Annotated in this window: 14 protein-coding genes; 12 read left to right on the plus strand and 2 right to left on the minus strand. The window is 65.1% G+C overall.

Annotation, left to right across the window (positions count from 1 at the left end; translation table 11 throughout):
• The first annotated feature begins 122 nt into the window (after window positions 1-122).
• The 12 genes from GJ700_RS11360 to GJ700_RS11415 all read left to right on the plus strand — a co-directional run bounded on the left by GJ700_RS11360 (window position 123) and on the right by GJ700_RS11415 (window position 13,882).
• Entirely contained in the window at window positions 123-3,755 is a 3,633-nt protein-coding gene (locus GJ700_RS11360; protein ID WP_229506930.1) for an EAL domain-containing protein, read from the plus strand.
• Window positions 3,756-3,872: 117 nt separating this feature from the next.
• Complete coding sequence (locus GJ700_RS11365) at window positions 3,873-4,763, plus strand: SMP-30/gluconolactonase/LRE family protein (RefSeq protein ID WP_154373739.1); 891 nt, start codon at window positions 3,873-3,875, stop codon at window positions 4,761-4,763.
• A 297-nt stretch (window positions 4,764-5,060) separates the two neighbouring features.
• Window positions 5,061-5,834, plus strand: coding sequence for a GntR family transcriptional regulator (locus GJ700_RS11370; protein WP_154373741.1), 774 nt, complete (start codon window positions 5,061-5,063; stop codon window positions 5,832-5,834).
• Window positions 5,835-5,848: 14 nt separating this feature from the next.
• Entirely contained in the window at window positions 5,849-7,618 is a 1,770-nt protein-coding gene (locus GJ700_RS11375) for a fumarate reductase/succinate dehydrogenase flavoprotein subunit (protein ID WP_154373743.1), read from the plus strand.
• Between the two features lie 10 nt (window positions 7,619-7,628).
• Window positions 7,629-7,862, plus strand: coding sequence for a 4Fe-4S dicluster domain-containing protein (locus GJ700_RS11380; protein WP_154373745.1), 234 nt, complete (start codon window positions 7,629-7,631; stop codon window positions 7,860-7,862).
• Between the two features lie 14 nt (window positions 7,863-7,876).
• On the plus strand, window positions 7,877-9,262 hold the full coding sequence (locus GJ700_RS11385) for an ABC transporter substrate-binding protein (protein WP_154373747.1): 1,386 nt from the start codon (window positions 7,877-7,879) through the stop codon (window positions 9,260-9,262).
• Between the two features lie 60 nt (window positions 9,263-9,322).
• Entirely contained in the window at window positions 9,323-10,138 is an 816-nt protein-coding gene (locus tag GJ700_RS11390) for an ABC transporter permease (RefSeq protein WP_371867928.1), read from the plus strand.
• Window positions 10,135-11,010: an ABC transporter ATP-binding protein gene (locus GJ700_RS11395; RefSeq protein WP_154373751.1), complete on the plus strand. Its 876-nt coding sequence runs from the start codon at window positions 10,135-10,137 to the stop codon at window positions 11,008-11,010. The genes GJ700_RS11390 and GJ700_RS11395 overlap by 4 nt, the downstream gene beginning before the upstream one ends.
• Window positions 11,007-12,008, plus strand: a complete 1,002-nt coding sequence (locus GJ700_RS11400; RefSeq protein ID WP_154373753.1) for a HEAT repeat domain-containing protein — start codon at window positions 11,007-11,009, stop codon at window positions 12,006-12,008. The genes GJ700_RS11395 and GJ700_RS11400 overlap by 4 nt, the downstream gene beginning before the upstream one ends.
• Entirely contained in the window at window positions 12,005-12,298 is a 294-nt protein-coding gene (locus GJ700_RS11405; RefSeq protein ID WP_154373755.1) for a DUF971 domain-containing protein, read from the plus strand. The genes GJ700_RS11400 and GJ700_RS11405 overlap by 4 nt, the downstream gene beginning before the upstream one ends.
• Before the next feature lie 48 nt (window positions 12,299-12,346).
• Window positions 12,347-13,009, plus strand: a complete 663-nt coding sequence (locus GJ700_RS11410; protein WP_154373757.1) for a TetR/AcrR family transcriptional regulator — start codon at window positions 12,347-12,349, stop codon at window positions 13,007-13,009.
• 75 nt (window positions 13,010-13,084) lie between these two features.
• A complete protein-coding gene (locus GJ700_RS11415; RefSeq protein WP_154373759.1) occupies window positions 13,085-13,882 on the plus strand; it encodes a substrate-binding periplasmic protein in 798 nt (265 codons plus the stop codon).
• On the opposite strand, the gene GJ700_RS11420 is transcribed toward GJ700_RS11415, so the two are convergent.
• Together GJ700_RS11420 and GJ700_RS11425 are read right to left on the minus strand one after the other, a co-directional pair.
• The gene (locus GJ700_RS11420) at window positions 13,869-15,878 is read right to left on the minus strand and encodes an ATP-binding protein (RefSeq protein WP_154373761.1); all 2,010 of its coding nucleotides are present in this window, start codon (window positions 15,876-15,878) and stop codon (window positions 13,869-13,871) included. The two genes, GJ700_RS11415 and GJ700_RS11420, sit on opposite strands and share 14 nt — an antisense overlap.
• Window positions 15,875-17,032, minus strand: coding sequence for an acyl-CoA dehydrogenase family protein (locus tag GJ700_RS11425; RefSeq protein WP_154373763.1), 1,158 nt, complete (start codon window positions 17,030-17,032; stop codon window positions 15,875-15,877). Before GJ700_RS11425 ends, GJ700_RS11420 begins: the two co-directional genes overlap by 4 nt.
• Between the last annotated feature and the right edge of the window lie 15 nt (window positions 17,033-17,047).

Here is a 17,047-nt window from a genome sequence, read left to right on the forward strand (position 1 = left end):
ATTCCCCCTCGGAACCGCCGTTTCAGCCGCATTCCCCCTGTAGTGCGCCTTGTAAACAGGCAGCAGGGTAGCATCAGTCATGACTCAGTCATGACCAAGACATGCAGATGGAGACTACAAGCATGCCCGCCCTGGACTCGGAACCGCAGCCAGACTTCATACAGCAAGGCGTCGCCCGCACCGTGCTGGTGGTCGACGACCGCCCCACCAACCGCGAATTCCTGCTGACCCTGTTGGGTTTTACGCCGCACCGCCTGCTGCAAGCCAGCGATGGCGCGCAGGCGCTGGCGCTGGTACGGCGCGAACGGCCCGATTTGATCATCACGGATTTGCTGATGCCGACCATGGACGGCTATGCGTTTACGCAGGAATTGCGCAACGATCCGAACCTGGCCGACATCCCCGTGATCTTTTTCAGCGCCACCTATTCGTGCCACGAGATGCACGCCATGGCCGCCGCCTGCGGCGTGCGCACCGTGCTGTCCAAACCGGCCGACCCGCAGGCGATCCTGGACGCCGTCAGCCACGAGCTGGGACAGGAACCTGAAGCGGCGGCGCCGCACGGCTGCGCCAGCGAATGGCCCGCCGTACCGCAACCGCTCACGCAGGCCGCATCCGCCGCGGACACGAGGGCAAGCGATGCGATCCTGGACAATACCGTTGATGCGCCGGCCGGTGGCGTCCCGCCGGCGGATGGCATTCCCGCCACCGGCGCCTCCAGCGCCACGGACGCTGCCGCCACGCTGGCCATCGCCAATGAACTGGTGGCGCTGGGCCTGCGCCTGGGCAGCGAACGGGATGCCGCCGCCATGGCCGCCACGTTCACCGCCACGGCCGCGCAGATCCTGGAAACCGAGTGCATCGCCCTGTGCCTGCTGGACGGCCAGGAACAGGTGGTGCAGCACCTGGCCACGCAATGCGTCGATCCCGCCGTACTGCGCGGCCATGCGCTGGACCGCTCGTCCCTGCCCGGCAGCCTGCTCGACGCCACCCACATTGTGCGCCGCGCCGCGCCCAGCGGGCCGCTGGAAGGCTTGCCGCCCGGGCACCCGCCGGTGCGTAATTTGCTGGGCATGGCGCTGCGCGACCGCTACACGCTGTATGGCTGGCTGTATTTCGCGGGCCGCCGTAACCAGCCGGAATTTTCCGAACAGGATGTGCAAACCGCCTCCACCCTGGCGGCGCAACTGACGGTCGCGTATTACAGCCTGAACCTGTACCAGGTGGTGCAGCGCCACGCGGCGCAATTGCAGATGGAAGCCAGCGCCCGGCGCGATGCCGACCTGGCGCTGCGCGCCAGCGAAAACCGCTACCGCGCCATGAGCGAATCGGCGCCGGACGCCATCGTCACCCTGGACCATGATTTGCACGTGCTGCACTTCAACCGTGCGGCGGTGGCCATGTTCGGCTACACGGAACAGGACATGCTGGGCCAGAGCGTCATGCTGCTGATGCCGGAACGCTACCGCAACAAGGCGCGCGTGCGCTACGAACAATTCCGGCGCACCAACCAGCCGTATTACAGCGGCCGCCTGGCGGAAGTGCACGGGCGACGCAAGAGCGGCGAAGAATTCATCGCCGAACAGGCGTTGTCGATCGTGCACGTGGACGGCAAGCAGATTTTCACCGCCATCCTGCGCGACACCACGCAACGGCGCCAGATGGAGAGCCGCCTGCGGCTGTCCGCCATGGTGTTCGACAGCACGCAGGAAAGCATCACCACCACGAATGCGGAGTGCAACATCATCGCCGTCAATCCCGCGTTCGAGCAGATCACGGGCTACAAGGAACGCGAAGTCCTGGGCCGCAATCCCAGCCTGCTGCGCTCGGGCCGCCACGACAGCGCGTTTTACCGCACCATGTGGGCCAGCCTGGAAACCACGGGCCAGTGGCGCGGCGAAATCTGGAACCGCCGCAAGAATGGCCAGATCTACCCGGAGCGCATGAGCATTTCCGCCATACGCGACCCGCACGGCAATATCAGCGCCTATGTCTCCGTGTCGACTGACATCAGCGCCCTGAAGGAAGCCCATCACCAGCTGGACTTCCTGGCCAACCACGATCCACTCACCTTGCTGCCGAACCGTAACCTGCTGAACGACCGGCTGCAACTGGCGATGGCGGCCGCCGGGCACGATGGCGCGCTGGTGGCCATCCTGCTGTTCAATATCGACCGCCTGCAACGCATCAATGACAGCATGGGCCACGATGCGGGCGATGCGCTGCTGCAGGAAATGGCGCGCCGCCTGAACCGCATCGTTACGCCGGGCGACACGCTGGCCCACCTGGGCGCGGACGAATTCGCGCTGATGCTCACCAAGTGCAAGCAGGTCGACGACGTCATCGTGGCGGTGCGCCAGTTGATGGAGGAAATCGCCCGTCCCGTGCATTTGCAGGGCCAGGATGTGTACGTGACGGCCAGCGTCGGCGTCAGCATTTATCCGCGCGACGGCTCCTCGGCAAGTGCGCTGCTGATCGGCGCGGACGTGGCGCTGTCGCACGTGAAGGAAGCGGGCCGCAACAGCTTCCGCTTCTTCACGGGCGAAATGAATGCGCACGCGCAGCGCTTCATGTTGCTGGAGACGCATTTACGGCACGCGATCGAACGCAACGAGTTGACCCTGCTGTACCAGCCGCAAGTCTCGCTGTCCGATGGCCGCGTCAGCGGCATGGAAGCGCTGCTGCGCTGGCACAGCCCGGAACTGGGCATGGTGCCGCCATCGGACTTCATCCCGCTGGCCGAAGACACGGGCCAGATCATCGAGATCGGCGCCTGGGTGCTGCACCAGGCGTGCACGCAAAACAAGGCATGGCAGCAGCAAGGGCTGCCACCGTTGCGCGTGGCGGTCAATGTCTCGGCGCGCCAGCTGTCCGCCGGCAACCTGCCGGCCACGGTGCGCACCGCGCTGGCGGCCAGCGGCCTGGCGCCGGACTGGCTCGAAATCGAACTGACGGAAAGCATCATGATGCAGGATGCGGAAGCCGTGCAGGCGCAATTGTCGGAACTGGCGCAGATGGGCGTTTCCGTGTCGCTCGACGATTTCGGCACCGGGTATTCGTCGCTGGGCTACCTGTCGCGTTTCACGCTGGACAAGCTGAAAATCGACCAGACCTTTGTCCGCAACATCACCTGCGAACCGCGCAGCGCCGCCATTGCACAGGCGACCATCGCGCTGGCGCACGGGCTGGAACTGGTGGTGGTGGCCGAAGGGGTGGAAACGCCGGGCCAGTTGAGTTACCTGCGCAGCATCGGCTGCGACAAGATCCAGGGTTATTTGTTCAGCAAGCCGCTGGCCGCGTCCGACTTTGCCGCCCTGCTGCGCGAAGGCCGCACCTTGATGCAGGAAAACCTGGCGCTGGTGCCGGCCCGCACCCTGCTGCTGGTCGACGACGAACCAGGCGCCGCCTACGCGATGGCAAGGCTGTTCCGCCGGGAGGGCTACTGCATCCTGGTGGCGCACAGCGGCCAGGAAGCGCTGGACATGCTGGCTGCGCGGGATGTGCAAGTGATCGTGTCCGACCAGCGCATGCCGGACATGCCGGGGGTGGAATTGCTGGCCCGGGCCCGCGAACTGTATCCGCATACAGTGCGCATCCTGCTGTCGGGGTATACCGACCTGAAGACCATGGCCGCCGCCGTCAACCAGGGTGCGGTCTACAAATGCCTGTCCAAGCCGTGGGACGATGCGGAGTTGCGGGCGGCGGTGCACGCGGCATTCCGGCTGGCCGAACATGGCGAACGGCGCGCGGGCTGACCTTGTCAAGCTATATCAAATCGGCATACATACTCGATTGAAAGGCATAGTTCCGGCACGCCGCGCGCGCCGCGATTGCGGCATAGTGTCGACTTCCCCGTCTCCATCATGATTGCCATGACTGCACAACACTACACGCCCCGCCTGCTGTGGCAACTGGGCGCCGAACTGGGCGAAGGCCCGCTGTGGCTGCCCGAACAGCAACGCCTGTACTTCGTCAACCTGATCCCCGGCGTGCTGCACGCGTATGACGCCGACGGCGCCACGCACAGCTGGCAATTGCCGACGTCGATTTGCTGGATCGTGCCGCGCCTCGACGGCGACGGCTTCATGGCCGGCCTGAAGGACGGCATCGTGCGCCTGTGGCTGAAGCCGGACCTGCACGTCGAATACCTGCACAAACCGGTGGCGGCCCGTCCTGGCGTGCGGCTGAACGACGCCAAGGCCGACCCGCAGGGCCGCCTGTGGGCCGGGACCCTGAACGGCGACGACAAAAGCCGTCCTGACGGCCAGTTGTTCCGCCTCGATCCCAACGGCGAACTGCACGTGGCGCTGGACGATTACCGCATCTGCAACGGTCCCACGTTCAGCCCGGACGGCAAGACCATGTACCACAACGACAGTTTCATCGACCGCACCTTCGCGTACGACGTGGCCGCCGACGGCAGCCTGGGCGAAGCGCGCCTGTGGAAGACCTATGGCGGCGAACAGGGTTCGCCGGACGGCATGACGGTCGATTCCGAAGGCTGCGTGTGGGTGGCCCAGTGGGGCGGCAGCCGCGTGTGCCGCTACAGCCCGGACGGCGAGTTGCTGGCCACCGTGCACATGCCGGTATCGCAACCGGCATCGTGCGTGCTGGGCGGCCCGGATTACAAGACGCTGTTCATTACCACGGCCTGGGAAAGCCTGAGCGCCGAACAGCGCGCGCAGGAACCGCTCGCCGGCGCCCTGTTCGCCGTCGAAGTCGACGTTCCCGGCGTCCCGCCGGCACGGTACGGCCGCCCCTGATTTAGCACCTCTCCGTCACTCCGTAGGGCGGTTTCCGCGCAGCGGAAGCCGCCATGCATGCGCACCACTACGTTCCCCGTCGCCGTCACGCCGGCATAGCGGCTTTGCCTTCAGCAAAACCGCCCTACGTGGATACGCCACATTCACTCCCCGCATTAACATAAACGTCACAAACGCATAACGATAGACAGTCACCCGGCATAAGCTTGCGCGATCATATTCGTTCCCCCGCGCGCCGCCCCTCCCTACACTCGGCATCACCAGCTACTCATTACCTGTCATGACAGGTCAGCGCAGATGCCGAACGAAATCCTGAAATCCGACTTGCTTGCTCCCGCCGCCGCCTCGCCGGTGCCGCTGCATGCGCAACTGCGCGAGCGCCTGCGCGAACGCATCCTCGACGGCAGCTACGCGGTGCACGCCCAACTGCCGCCGGAAAGCGAACTGGGTGCGCTGTTCGGCGTATCCCGCATCACCGTGCGCCAGGCGCTGGGCGACCTGCACAAGGAAGGCTTGATCTTCAAGGTGCCAGGTAAAGGCACGTTTGTCGCCAAGCCCAAGGCCTTCCAGCAACTGTCGCAGCTGGAAGGCTTTGCCCAGGCCATGGCGCGCCTGGGGCACAGCATCCGCAACGTGGTGACCAGCCACACGGCGGTGGCCGCCGATGCCGCCGTGGCCCAACAGCTGCAAGTGGCCACCGGCACGCAGGTGGCGGAAATCCGCCGCATCCGCTGCCTGAACGGCGATCCGCTGTCAGTGGAAGTGACGTACCTGCCGCTGCACATCGGCGAACGGCTGCGCGGCGCCGACCTGGCGCAGCGCGACATTTTCCTGATCCTGGAAAACGACTACGGCATTGCGCTGGGCCATGCCGACCTGCGCATCGACGCCATCCCGGCCGACGCCGCCCTGGCCACCGCGCTCAACGTGGCCGAAGGCAGCGCCATCCTGCGCATCGAACGCCTGACCCACGGCATCGGCGCGGACGGCCAGGCCATCCCGCTGGACTTCGAATACCTGTACTTCCGTGGCGACGCCTTCCAGTACCGGCTCCGCCTCCACAAGCAATAAAGCAAGGACTAACCATGCAAACCATTACTCAAACAGTCGACGTGCTGGTGATCGGCGGTGGCACCGCCGGCCCGATGGCCGCCGTCAAGGCCAAGGAATCGAACCCCGCACTCAAAGTGCTGCTGCTGGAAAAAGCCAACGTGCGCCGCAGCGGCGCCATTTCCATGGGCATGGACGGCTTGAACAACGCCGTCGTGCCGGGCTTCGCCACGCCCGAACAATATGTGAAGGAAATCACCACGGCCAACGACGGCATCGTCAACCAGGCCACCGTCATGGCTTACGCCCAGGGCAGCTTCCCCATGATCGAAGAGCTGGACAGCTGGGGCGTGAAATTCGAAAAGGATGAAAACGGCGACTACGCGATGCGCAAGGTGCACCACATGGGCACCTACGTGTTGCCGATGCCGGAAGGGCACGACATCAAGAAAGTGCTGTACCGCCGCCTGAAACGGGCCCGCGTCGAGATCACCAACCGTCTGGTGGCGACGCGCCTGCTGACGGCCGCCGACGGCTCGATTGCCGGCACGATGGCTTTCGATTGCCGCACCGGCGACTTCCACGTGGTGCGCGCAAAAACCGTGGTACTGGCCACCGGCGCGGCAGGCCGCCTGGGATTGCCGTCGTCCGGCTACCTGTTCGGCACCTATGAAAACCCCACCAATGCGGGCGACGGCTACAGCATGGCCTACCACGCGGGGGCCGAACTGTCGGGCATCGAATGCTTCCAGATCAACCCGCTGATCAAGGATTACAACGGCCCCGCCTGCGCTTACGTGACCGGTCCGTTCGGCGGCTACACCACCAATGCCAAGGGCGAACGCTTCATCGAGTGCGATTACTGGAGCGGCCAGATGATGCAAGAGTTCTACAACGAGCTGCAAGGCGGTAACGGTCCCGTGTTCCTCAAACTGGACCACCTGGCGGAAGAAACCATCAGCACCATTGAAACCATCCTGCACACCAATGAACGCCCGAGCCGCGGACGTTTCCACGAAGGCCGCGGCACCGATTACCGCGCGCAGATGGTGGAAATGCACATTTCGGAAATCGGCTTGTGCAGCGGCCACTCGGCCTCCGGCGTCTGGGTCGACGAGCACGCGGCCACCACGGTGCCGGGCCTGTACGCGGCGGGCGACCTGGCATGCGTGCCGCATAACTACATGCTGGGCGCGTTCGTGTACGGCAAGCTGGCCGGTGAAAGCGCGGCCCGCCGCTGCGCTGAAATCGCGCTGCCGGACATCGACGACGCACAGGTGGCCACCGAACGCGAACGCGTGTGGGCGCCGCTGAACCGCAAGGATGGGCTGCCGCCGCAGCAAGTCGAATACAAACTGCGCCGCATGGTCAACGATTACCTGCAGCCGCCGAAAGTCACGCGCAAGATGGAACTGGGGCTGACCCGCTTCGAAGCCATCCAGTCGGACCTGGACCGTCTTGTCGCCACCAACCCGCATGAACTGATGCGCGCCATGGAAGTGCATGCGATCCGCGATTGCGCGGAAATGGCGGCACGCGCCTCGCTGTACCGCACGGAGAGCCGCTGGGGCCTGTACCACAACCGCGCCGACTACCCGGAGCGCAATGACAGCGACTGGTTCGTCCACGTGCAGTTGAAGAAGACCGACGGGAAGATGGAATGCTTCAAGCGCCCCATCGCTCCCTACATCGTGCCGCTGGACGATGAGGAAAAAAACGCTTACCAGCGCTTGCGGGTGCAGCGCACCGCGCCGTCCCGGCAAGCCGCCGAACAGGAAACCACCCCGGCCGCGCTGGCGGCCTGAAAGGAACACCATGACTACCGCCTATATCCCGGCCAGCGTGCCGGTCCGCGTCAACGACGACCTGTGCATCGCCCATAAAGGCTGCACCGTCTGCGTCGACGTCTGCCCCCTCGACGTGCTGGCCATCGACATGGTCAAGGGCAAAGCCTACATGAAGTACGACGAATGCTGGTATTGCATGCCTTGCGAAAAAGATTGCCCGACCGGCGCCGTCACGGTCGATATCCCTTACCTGTTGCGTTGATCTAAGGAACTGCCATGCTGAAAAAACTGTTACCCCTGCTGCTGTCGACCATCGTTGTTTCGGCCAATGCCGAGACCATCCGCATCGCCATCGGCACCCAGGACACCACCATCAATTGCGCCACCGGCGGCCTGATCATCCGTGAACTGAAGTTGCTGGAAAAGTACCTGCCGAAAGACGGCAAGTACAAGGATGCGCAATACGACATCCAGTGGAAAAACTTCACGTCCGGCGCGCCGCTGACCAATGAAATGGTGGCGGGCAAGCTCGATATTGGTTCGATGGCGGACTTCCCCGGCTCGTTCAATGGCGCGGCCTTCCAGAAAGCGGGTCGCCAGAGCCAGTTCATCACCGTGCTGTCCGGCAGCACCCAGGGTAGCGGCAACGGCATCGTGGTGCCGAAAGCGTCCGGCATCCAGTCGCTGTCGGAACTGAAAGGCAAGACCATTTCCGTACCCTTCGCATCGACAGCGCACGGCATGCTGCTGCGGGCCGTGAAAGCACAAGGCTGGACGCCGGACCGCGACATCACCATCGTCACGCAGGCGCCCGAAGTCGCCGGTTCGGCGCTGCAGGCGAACAAGATCGACGCGCACGCGGACTTCGTGCCATTCGCGGAACTGTTCCCGCATCGTGGCTATGCACGCAAGATCTACGACGGTTCGCAAGCCAACGCGCCGACCCTGCACGGCAGCCTGGTCGACACGGACTTCGCGAAAAAATATCCTGAAATCGTCGTGGCCTTCCTGCGCGCCGCCATCGAAGCGGACCGCCTGGTGGCGGCCGAACCGGAAAAATACAGCGAGCTGATTGCCAGGGTCACGGGCATCGAAGCGGAAATCAATTACCTGTTCCATGGCCCGCTGGGCTTGCAGACGCGCGACTTCACGTGGAAGCCGGAATACCGCCAGGCCGTGCAAACGTCGATTGAAACGCTGCGCCTGATGAAACGCACGGAAACGGACCTCGATCCGAAAACCTTCATCAACGACCAGTACCTGCGCACGGCGTTCAAGCAGGCCGGCCTCGATTACGACACGCAACTGAAACACTACGGCCGCCATCCGCTGGTGGCGAAGGACGCCGTCACGGGCAAGCCCATCACGGACTTCAAGCAAGTCGCGCAAGTATGGGTGGAAGGCGAACCACTGGTGCGCAGCTATGCCACGGCGACGTCCGCCTTTGCCGAACTGGGCAAGCTTGAAAAGGCTGGCAAAAAGGTACGCGTGGTCTATACGCATGACCGCAACACGGGCTTGAAACTGCTGGCGGAAGACGCATGGTTCGTCAGCGGCAAGAACGATGTCAGCAGCTTCCTGCAAAAAGAAGCGGCCGAAGCGTGGGCGAAGAAGAATGGCGGCAAGGTGCTGGAATTTAACGCCGTGAAAACCGGCGCATAAACGGAGGAACGCATGAGTAATTCAGCCGCATCGACCGCGCTGTCCGGCGCGCCGCTCGGTATGGCCGGTGCGGCGGAGGGGCGCGGCCAGCCGGCGCAGCCGTCCTGGCCGCAGGCGGCAACGCTGCTGCTGCGCGCGGCGTCGCTGGCCCTGTGCCTGCTGGCGTGGCATTGGGCGTCGACCCGCAAGCTGGACCTGGGCGTGATCACTTTCGTCAACGTGCCGGCGCCGCTGGAAGTATTGCACGCCGCGTGGGACTTGCTGCAATCGCCGCTGCTGGCGAAACACGTCGGCGCCAGCGTCGCGCGGGTGTTCGGCGGTTTTATCGCCGCCGCGGTGGCCGGTGTGGCGCTGGGACTGGTGATCGGCCGTTCTCGCCGCGCCGGGGACATCCTGATGCCGCCGCTGGAAATGCTGCGGCCCATTCCCGCCGTCGCGTGGATTCCGCTGGCGATCTTGATGTTCCCGTCGTCGGAAATGTCGATGGTGTTCATCACGTTCACGGGCGCGCTGTTCCCGATCCTGCTCAACACCGTGCATGGCGTGGAACAGATCGATGCCCGCCTGCTGGCATCGGCGCGCAGCCTGGGCGCCAGGCGCCTGGCGCTGTTCGCGGAAGTGGTGCTGCCGGGCGCCGCGCCCGGCATCGTCACGGGCCTGGCGATCGGCATGGGCACCGCGTGGTTTTGCCTGGTGACGGCGGAAATGATTTCCGGCCAATTCGGCATCGGCTACTACACGTGGGCATCGTACACGGTGCAGAACTATGCGGACATCGTGGTCGGCATGCTGTTCATCGGCGTGTTCGGCATGGGCAGCAGCGCCCTGATACGCAAGCTGGGCGCACTGGCAACACCATGGAAGGAAGACAAATGACTGCGGATATTGCAACCCTGCGCGGCGGCGTGAAAATCGACCGCCTGCACATCACGCTGGGCCAGGGCGCCCGCGCGTTTGAGGCGGTACAGGATGTGTCGCTCGATATCGCCCCGGGCGAATTCATTTGCCTGCTGGGCCCATCGGGCTGCGGCAAGTCGACGTTGCTGGGCGCCCTGGCGGGCCACATCGAAGCCAGTGGCGGCGGCATCACCGTCGACGGCGCCGCCATCAGCGGTCCCCACCCCGACCGGGGCCTGGTGTTCCAGCAACACACTTTATTTCCATGGAAATCCGTGCTGGCCAACGTGGCCTTTGGCCTCAAAATGCAAGGTGTGGCGCGCAAGGAACGGGAAACGCGGGCGCGGGAATTGATTGCGCTGGTTGGCCTGGAAGGGTTTGAACAACACTATCCGTCGCAACTGTCCGGCGGCATGCGCCAGCGCGTGGAAATCGCCCGTGTGCTGATCACGCATCCGCGCGTGATGCTGATGGACGAACCGTTCGGCGCGCTCGATGCACAGACCCGGCTGATGATGCAGCACCTGTTGCTGGACGTATGGGCCCGCATCCGCACCACCATCGTGTTCATCACGCACGATATCGACGAAGCGCTGTTCCTGGCCGACCGCATTTTCGTCATGAGCCCCCGCCCTGGCCGCATCGTCGAAGAGTTGCGCCTGGACCGGGAAGCGTCGTTCGAACGCCCCCGCTCGGCCAACCTCGTGACGGCGCCGGAATTCACGCGCCTGAAGCGGCATTGCCTCGACTTGCTGCACCCGCGCAGTTATCCAAACGGCCATCCGCAGCCGCTGGCGCGCCTCAGCCCATTGGGCCCATCGATCGAACAATTACAAAGGAAGACTGCATGACCACGCTGTTACAAGACGATCCACAATTGCTGGCGCGCCTGCACGCTGACGACAGCGGCATCCGCCGCCTCGCGCTGCTGGAGCTGGCCGATTTCGCCGGCGACGAACATACGCCGCTGTTCATTGCCGCACTGCGCGATACGGAAGCCGGCGTGCGCCTGGAAGCGGCGCGCGCGCTGGAAGCGCTGGAAAGCCCGGAAGCCGCCCATGCGCTGGCGCTGGCGCTGGACGACAGCGATGAAGCCGTCCGCCAGGCCGCCGCGCAGGCGCTGTCGGAATTAAAGCAACCGTCGTCGGCGGCACCCCTGCTGGCGCTGTTGCCGCCGCTGGCCGGTGCGGACGCACCCGCGTGGACACCGTTTGCCCGCGCCGCCCTGCTGCGCGCGCTGCGCGAATTGCGCGCCCCCGGCAGCCTGGAACCGGGTTTGCTTGCGCTGGGCGACGTCGATGCTTCGGTGCGGCGTGAAGCGGTGGCCGTGCTGGGCTGGCTGAAACACCCATCGGCGCTGGCGCCGCTGGGCGCGCTGGCCGGCAACGACCCGTCGCCTGACGTACGGCGCGCCGCCATCGGTGCGCTGGGCTTTGCCACGGGCGCCGCCGACGCGGTGCGTTCCGCCCTGCTGGCCGGCCTGGTCGACGTGTCGTGGCAAGTGCGGGAAGAAGCGGCCGGCGTGCTGGGCAAACTGGCCGCGCCGGGCGCCGGCGACGCCCTGCTGCCGCTGCTCGATGATCCATACTGGCAGGTGCGCCTGCGCGCCGCCCGCAGCCTGGGGCGCCTGCGCCATGCGCCGGCCGTGGCGCCACTGGCGCTGGCATTGCAAAACACGGTGGCCAACCTGCGCAAGGAAGCCGCGTTGGCCCTGGGAGAAATCCGCCTGCCGCAGGCGCTGCCCGCGCTGGCCACGGTGGAAGACGATCCCGATCCGGAAGTCCGCAAGTCCGCGCGCCTGGCGATCCGCCAGATCCAGCTGGAACAAGGTACGCAGGTGGCGGCATGACCATCACCAGCATCCGCAACGACAAATCCCGCCGCGTGCTGGAACTGGGCCATGAAGACGGCTCGACAGTGGAAATCAGCCACGAAACGCTGCGCAGCGGCTGCCGCTGTTCGGCGTGCACAGCCACGCGCCGCGCGGGCGGCGCCCCGGCGGCCGATGCAGCCATCGCGCTGGAGCTGATTGCGCCGGTCGGCGTCTATGGCGTGCAACTGACGTTCAGCGATGGCCACAACAAGGGCATTTATCCGTGGCAGTTATTGCAGGAGTTGGCGGAAATGCAAGCCGCATAAGGGGCCCGGTCTCTGGAGGGCGCGAAGTAAAAATGGTATAAAGGCGGCATGTCCAGCAAATCACCGCCACCTGTCCCTCCTGAAACCACCGATGCCGCGCAGGAAGTCGCGCCGCGCCGGCGCGGGCGTCCCGCCAAGAGCGAACAGGACAGTTTGCGGGGAGAATTGATCCGCAAGTCCGCCCACCTGTTCCGCACCCAGGGTTACGACAACACGACCGTGCGCGATATCGCGGCGGCGGCCGGCATCCATTCCGGCAGCTGGTTTTACCATTTCAAATCCAAGCAGGAAATCCTGGCGGCCGTGATGGAACACGGCATGAATGAATCGCTGGCGCGCATCGAGGAAATCGCGCCGCAAACGCTGCCGCCCCGCCAGGCATTCCAGCGGCTGGTGGAAGTGCACCTGCATAACGTGCTGGCGCCGAACCACGACTTCATTCCCGTGCTGCTGTACGAATGGCGCTCGCTGGACCAGCCGTCGCGCGAGCGCATCATCAAGCTGAAAGACCGCTACGAAGCCGTGTGGGATGAAGTCATCCAGCGCCTGCACGCGTCCGGCGAATGGTCGATGCCGACCCGCTTCGACCGCCTGCTGATGTTCGGTGCGCTGAGCTGGACCGCCCAGTGGTACAAGCCGGGCCGCGCTTCGCTGGAAGACCTGGCGGCGCAAGCCGTGCAATTCATCCTGCGCACGCCGGCCAAACCCTGAACGCCGCCGCCGCGCCGGCTTTCCGCTGCGCTACAATGAAAGCGTGACGCTGCCGTACCGCCCCGGAGGAACGCCATGCCCAATGCCAAGCCGGGCCGCCTGCCAACAGCGCCGGCGGCCATGTTGCTATCGCTGACACTATCCGTGCCGTGCGCGCCATGCGCGGCGCAGTCTTCGCTTGGTCCGCCGCCCGGCATCCCCGCCACCGTGCACCTGGCGCGGGGCGTGGACGATCCCATCATCGATTTTTCATCCGCCATGGTGCGCGAAGCCTATGCGCGGCTGGGCATTACCGCCACGGACGAAGTCCCTTCCGGCGAGCGCGTGCTGAAGGCATTGAATGCGGGCGAGTTTTTCGGCGATATCGTACATATCGAAGGATTCGACCGCATGTATCCCAACCTGGTGCGCATCCCTGTTCCGTTGATCACGTATTACGCGATGGCGGTGACGGATGGCAGGCTATTGCCGATCAAGACCTGGGCCGACCTGTCGCCATACCGCGTCTGCATCAAGCGTGGCGTCAAGTCGATTGACATGATGACGAAGTCTCTACCCCACCGCATTGTCGCGGCCGAATATGCGCCGCTGTTCCGTATGCTGCGCGTGGGCCGCTGCGAAGTGGCCGTGGTGCCGCAAAGCGCCTGGCTGCAGCCGGAACGCTTTGAAATGAAAGGCATGCGCACGCTGGAGCCGCCGCTGCAAAGCTGGCCCCTGTACCACCACGTCCACAAGTCCAACAGCGCCATCGTGCCCCTGCTGCAGCGCGTGCTGCAAGACATGGCAAAAAGCGGCTACCTGGAACAGCAGCGGGCGCAATACCAGCAGCGCCTGGAAAAGTCCCAGCGCGAAGCGGGGATCACGGGGCGCTGACCGCCACGGCGGCAACCGTCACCAGCACCTGCCCCGGCACGGCCTGGTCGCCCACTTTGAGATGCACGGTCTCCAGCAGGCCGTCGTGCGGCGCCAGCAAGCGGTGCTCCATTTTCATGGCTTCGATCACCGCCACCACCTGCCCCGCCTTGACGGTTTCGCCTTGCGCCACCGGCAGCGCCGCGATACGCCCGTTCATGGGCGCGGCAATGCGGCCATGCGATGCCTCAACCGCCCGCTTGCCGGCGGCCACCGATGGCGCCAGGCCGGCCACGTGGTCGCCATTGCCCAGCATGAAGTGTACGCAACCCGGTACGCCGCCAGTCGCAGCTGCCCACGCCAGCGGCAAGGGTAAACCGTCCACCTCCGCGCGCCACGTGTCCCCTTGCGCCAGGCGCAGCATGCGCCCGCTTGCATCCCAGCTGTCCGGTCCTGTTGAACGCAGCGGCACGCCGTGCGTCACGCCGTCGATAACGACACGCCAGGTGCGGCCGGCCGCCGCACTGCTGGACCAGCCCCGCAATTCATCCGGCCAGCGTCCGGCGTGTTGCCGCATCTGCTGATGGGCCAGCAGCACCGCCGCCACACAGGCAGGCAGTGGCAGACCGGCATCGGCGGCGGCATCGGTATATTGCGCCAGCAGCGAATCCTTCCTGCGTTCGATAAAATCCGTCGTGGCCAGTCCTGCCGCGAATTCCTCATCCGCCACGCAGCGTGCCAGGAAGGCCCGGTTGCTGGCGACACCCAGCAACACGGTTTCGCCCAGCGCGCGCCGCAGGCGGCGCAGCGCATCGGCGCGGCTGGCGCCATGGCTGACGATCTTGGCCAGCATGGAATCGTAAAACGGCGGCACCACGGCGCCATCGGCCAGCGCATGGTCGCAGCGCACTGCCTGCGGCGCCTGCCAGCGCAGCACGGTCCCGCTTTGCGGCAGAAAGCCCTGTTGCGCATCTTCCGCGCACAGCCGCACTTCGATAGCATGGCCGCCCGCCGCACGGCGCGCATCGAGTTCTTCCTGCCGCAGCGGCAACAGTTCGCCCGCCGCCACGCGCAACTGCCATTCGACGAGGTCGAGCCCCAGCACCGCTTCCGTCACCGCATGCTCGACCTGCAGGCGCGTATTCATTTCCATGAAGTGGAAATCGCCGTGCGCATCGAGCAGGAATTCCAGCGTGCCCGCGCCCTGATAGCCGATGGCGCGCGCGGCCGCCACCGCCACTTCGCCCATGCGCGCGCGCAGCGCGTCGTCCACGGCAGGCGACGGCGTTTCCTCGATCAGCTTTTGATGGCGGCGCTGCACCGAACAGTCCCGCTCACCCATGTGCACGACGTTGCCGTGCCGGTCCGCAAATACCTGGATTTCAATATGGCGCGGCGACACGATGGCCTTTTCCAGGATCAGTCCCGCATCGCCAAATGCGTGTTGCGCTTCGGACCGGGCCGCCGCCAGCGCGGCCGGCATGTCCGCCGCCTCATCGACCTTGCGCATGCCGCGCCCGCCGCCGCCCGCCGACGCCTTTACCATCACGGGATAGCCGATCCGGCGCGCTTCGTCGATCAGCCGCGCATCGGACTGGTCGCTCCCGTCATAGCCGGGAATGCACGGCACGCCGGCATCGCGCATCAATTGCTTGGCGCCCGCCTTGCTGCCCATCGATTCAATGGCCTGGGCCGGCGGCCCGATAAACACCAGTCCCGCATCGGCGCACGCCTGCGCGAAATCGGCCCGTTCCGCCAGGAAGCCATAACCGGGATGGATCGCCTGCGCGCCGGCCTGGCGCGCAGCCGCCAGCAACGCCGCGATATTCAGGTAAGAATCGGCCGGTTGCGGGCCGCCAATGCGCAGCGCCACGTCCGCCGCGCGGCAGTGCGGCGCATCCGCGTCGGCATCCGAATAGACCGCCACCGTGCGGTAGCCCAGCCTGCGCGCCGTGCGTATGATGCGCAGCGCGATTTCCCCCCGGTTGGCGATCAGGATGGTGTCGAAGTCTGTCATGCTTTACGGCCCGGCAGGATATCCATGTATTTGCAGATAATGCCCAGCATGACTTCATCGGCGCCGCCGCCGATCGACGTCAGGCGGCCATCGCGGTAAAAGCGCGACACCGGATTGTCCAGTGTAAAACCCATGCCGCCCCAGAACTGCATGCAGGTATCGGGCACCTGGCGCGCCAGCCGGCCCGCCTTCAGCTTGGCCATCGACGCCAGTTCCGTCACGTCCCGCCCGCCCACGTATAGATCGCACGCGCGGTACAGCAAGGCGCGCAGCGCTTCCACTTCGGTTTTCAATTCCGCCAGCTTGAAGTGCACCCACTGCTGGTCCAGCACCGTGGCGCCGAACAGCTTGCGCTGGCGCGCGTAGTCGATGGTTTGCGTGATGCAGTTTTCCGCAGCCTGCACCATGCTGGCCGCGCACCACATGCGCTCTTCCTGGAATTGCAGCATCTGGTAAGTAAAGCCCTTGCCCTCGTCGCCGATGCGGTAATGCTGGGGCACGCGCACGTCGTCGAAGTGGATCAATCCCGTGTCCGACGAATTCATGCCGATCTTGCGGATCTTCTTGCCGACGGAAATGCCCGGCGTATCCATCGGCACGATGATCAGCGACTTGTTGCGGTGCGACGGGTCACCCGACGTATTGGCCAGCACGCACATCCAGTCCGCCTGCAAGCTGTTGGTGATCCACATCTTGCTGCCATTGATGATGTAGTCGCCGCTGTCCTTGCGCGCCGTGGTCTGGATGGCCGCCACGTCGGAACCGGCCGACGGCTCGGACACGCCCACGCACGCCACCATGTCGCCGCTGACGGCCGGCGCGAGGAATTGTTCGCGCAACGCATCGGAACCAAAACGCGCCAGCGCCGGTGTGGCCATATCGGTCTGCACGCCAATTGCCATCGGCACGCCGCCGCACTGGATGTGGCCCAGCGTTTCCGCCATCACCACCGAATACGAATAATCGAGGCCCAGCCCGCCGTAGGCAGCGGGCTTGCACAGGCCGAGGAAACCCAGTTCCCCCATCTTCTTGAACAATGCCTTCGCGGGAAAGATTTCCGCCGCTTCCCATTCATCCACGTGGGGATTGATTTCCTCGTCGATAAAGCGCTTCAGGTTGCGTTGCAATTCCTGGTGTTCGTGTGTCAGTTGCATGCCTGTCTCCGGAAT

Source organism: Pseudoduganella rivuli (genome assembly GCF_009674485.1).
Classification (GTDB): domain Bacteria; phylum Pseudomonadota; class Gammaproteobacteria; order Burkholderiales; family Burkholderiaceae_D; genus Rugamonas; species Rugamonas rivuli_B.

Excerpts from the sequence above, each read along its gene's own strand:
- GJ700_RS11365 (WP_154373739.1), top strand. The coding sequence starts at position 3,873 with ATGACTGCACAACACTACACGCCCCGCCTGCTGTGGCAACTGGGCGCC.
- GJ700_RS11410 (WP_154373757.1), top strand. The coding sequence starts at position 12,347 with ATGTCCAGCAAATCACCGCCACCTGTCCCTCCTGAAACCACCGATGCC.
- GJ700_RS11385 (WP_154373747.1), top strand. The coding sequence starts at position 7,877 with ATGCTGAAAAAACTGTTACCCCTGCTGCTGTCGACCATCGTTGTTTCG.
- GJ700_RS11425 (WP_154373763.1), bottom strand. The coding sequence starts at position 17,032 with ATGCAACTGACACACGAACACCAGGAATTGCAACGCAACCTGAAGCGC.
- GJ700_RS11400 (WP_154373753.1), top strand. The coding sequence starts at position 11,007 with ATGACCACGCTGTTACAAGACGATCCACAATTGCTGGCGCGCCTGCAC.
- GJ700_RS11415 (WP_154373759.1), top strand. The coding sequence starts at position 13,085 with ATGCCCAATGCCAAGCCGGGCCGCCTGCCAACAGCGCCGGCGGCCATG.
- GJ700_RS11380 (WP_154373745.1), top strand. The coding sequence starts at position 7,629 with ATGACTACCGCCTATATCCCGGCCAGCGTGCCGGTCCGCGTCAACGAC.
- GJ700_RS11395 (WP_154373751.1), top strand. The coding sequence starts at position 10,135 with ATGACTGCGGATATTGCAACCCTGCGCGGCGGCGTGAAAATCGACCGC.
- GJ700_RS11370 (WP_154373741.1), top strand. The coding sequence starts at position 5,061 with ATGCCGAACGAAATCCTGAAATCCGACTTGCTTGCTCCCGCCGCCGCC.
- GJ700_RS11375 (WP_154373743.1), top strand. The coding sequence starts at position 5,849 with ATGCAAACCATTACTCAAACAGTCGACGTGCTGGTGATCGGCGGTGGC.
- GJ700_RS11405 (WP_154373755.1), top strand. The coding sequence starts at position 12,005 with ATGACCATCACCAGCATCCGCAACGACAAATCCCGCCGCGTGCTGGAA.
- GJ700_RS11360 (WP_229506930.1), top strand. The coding sequence starts at position 123 with ATGCCCGCCCTGGACTCGGAACCGCAGCCAGACTTCATACAGCAAGGC.
- GJ700_RS11420 (WP_154373761.1), bottom strand. The coding sequence starts at position 15,878 with ATGACAGACTTCGACACCATCCTGATCGCCAACCGGGGGGAAATCGCG.
- GJ700_RS11390 (WP_371867928.1), top strand. The coding sequence starts at position 9,323 with ATGGCCGGTGCGGCGGAGGGGCGCGGCCAGCCGGCGCAGCCGTCCTGG.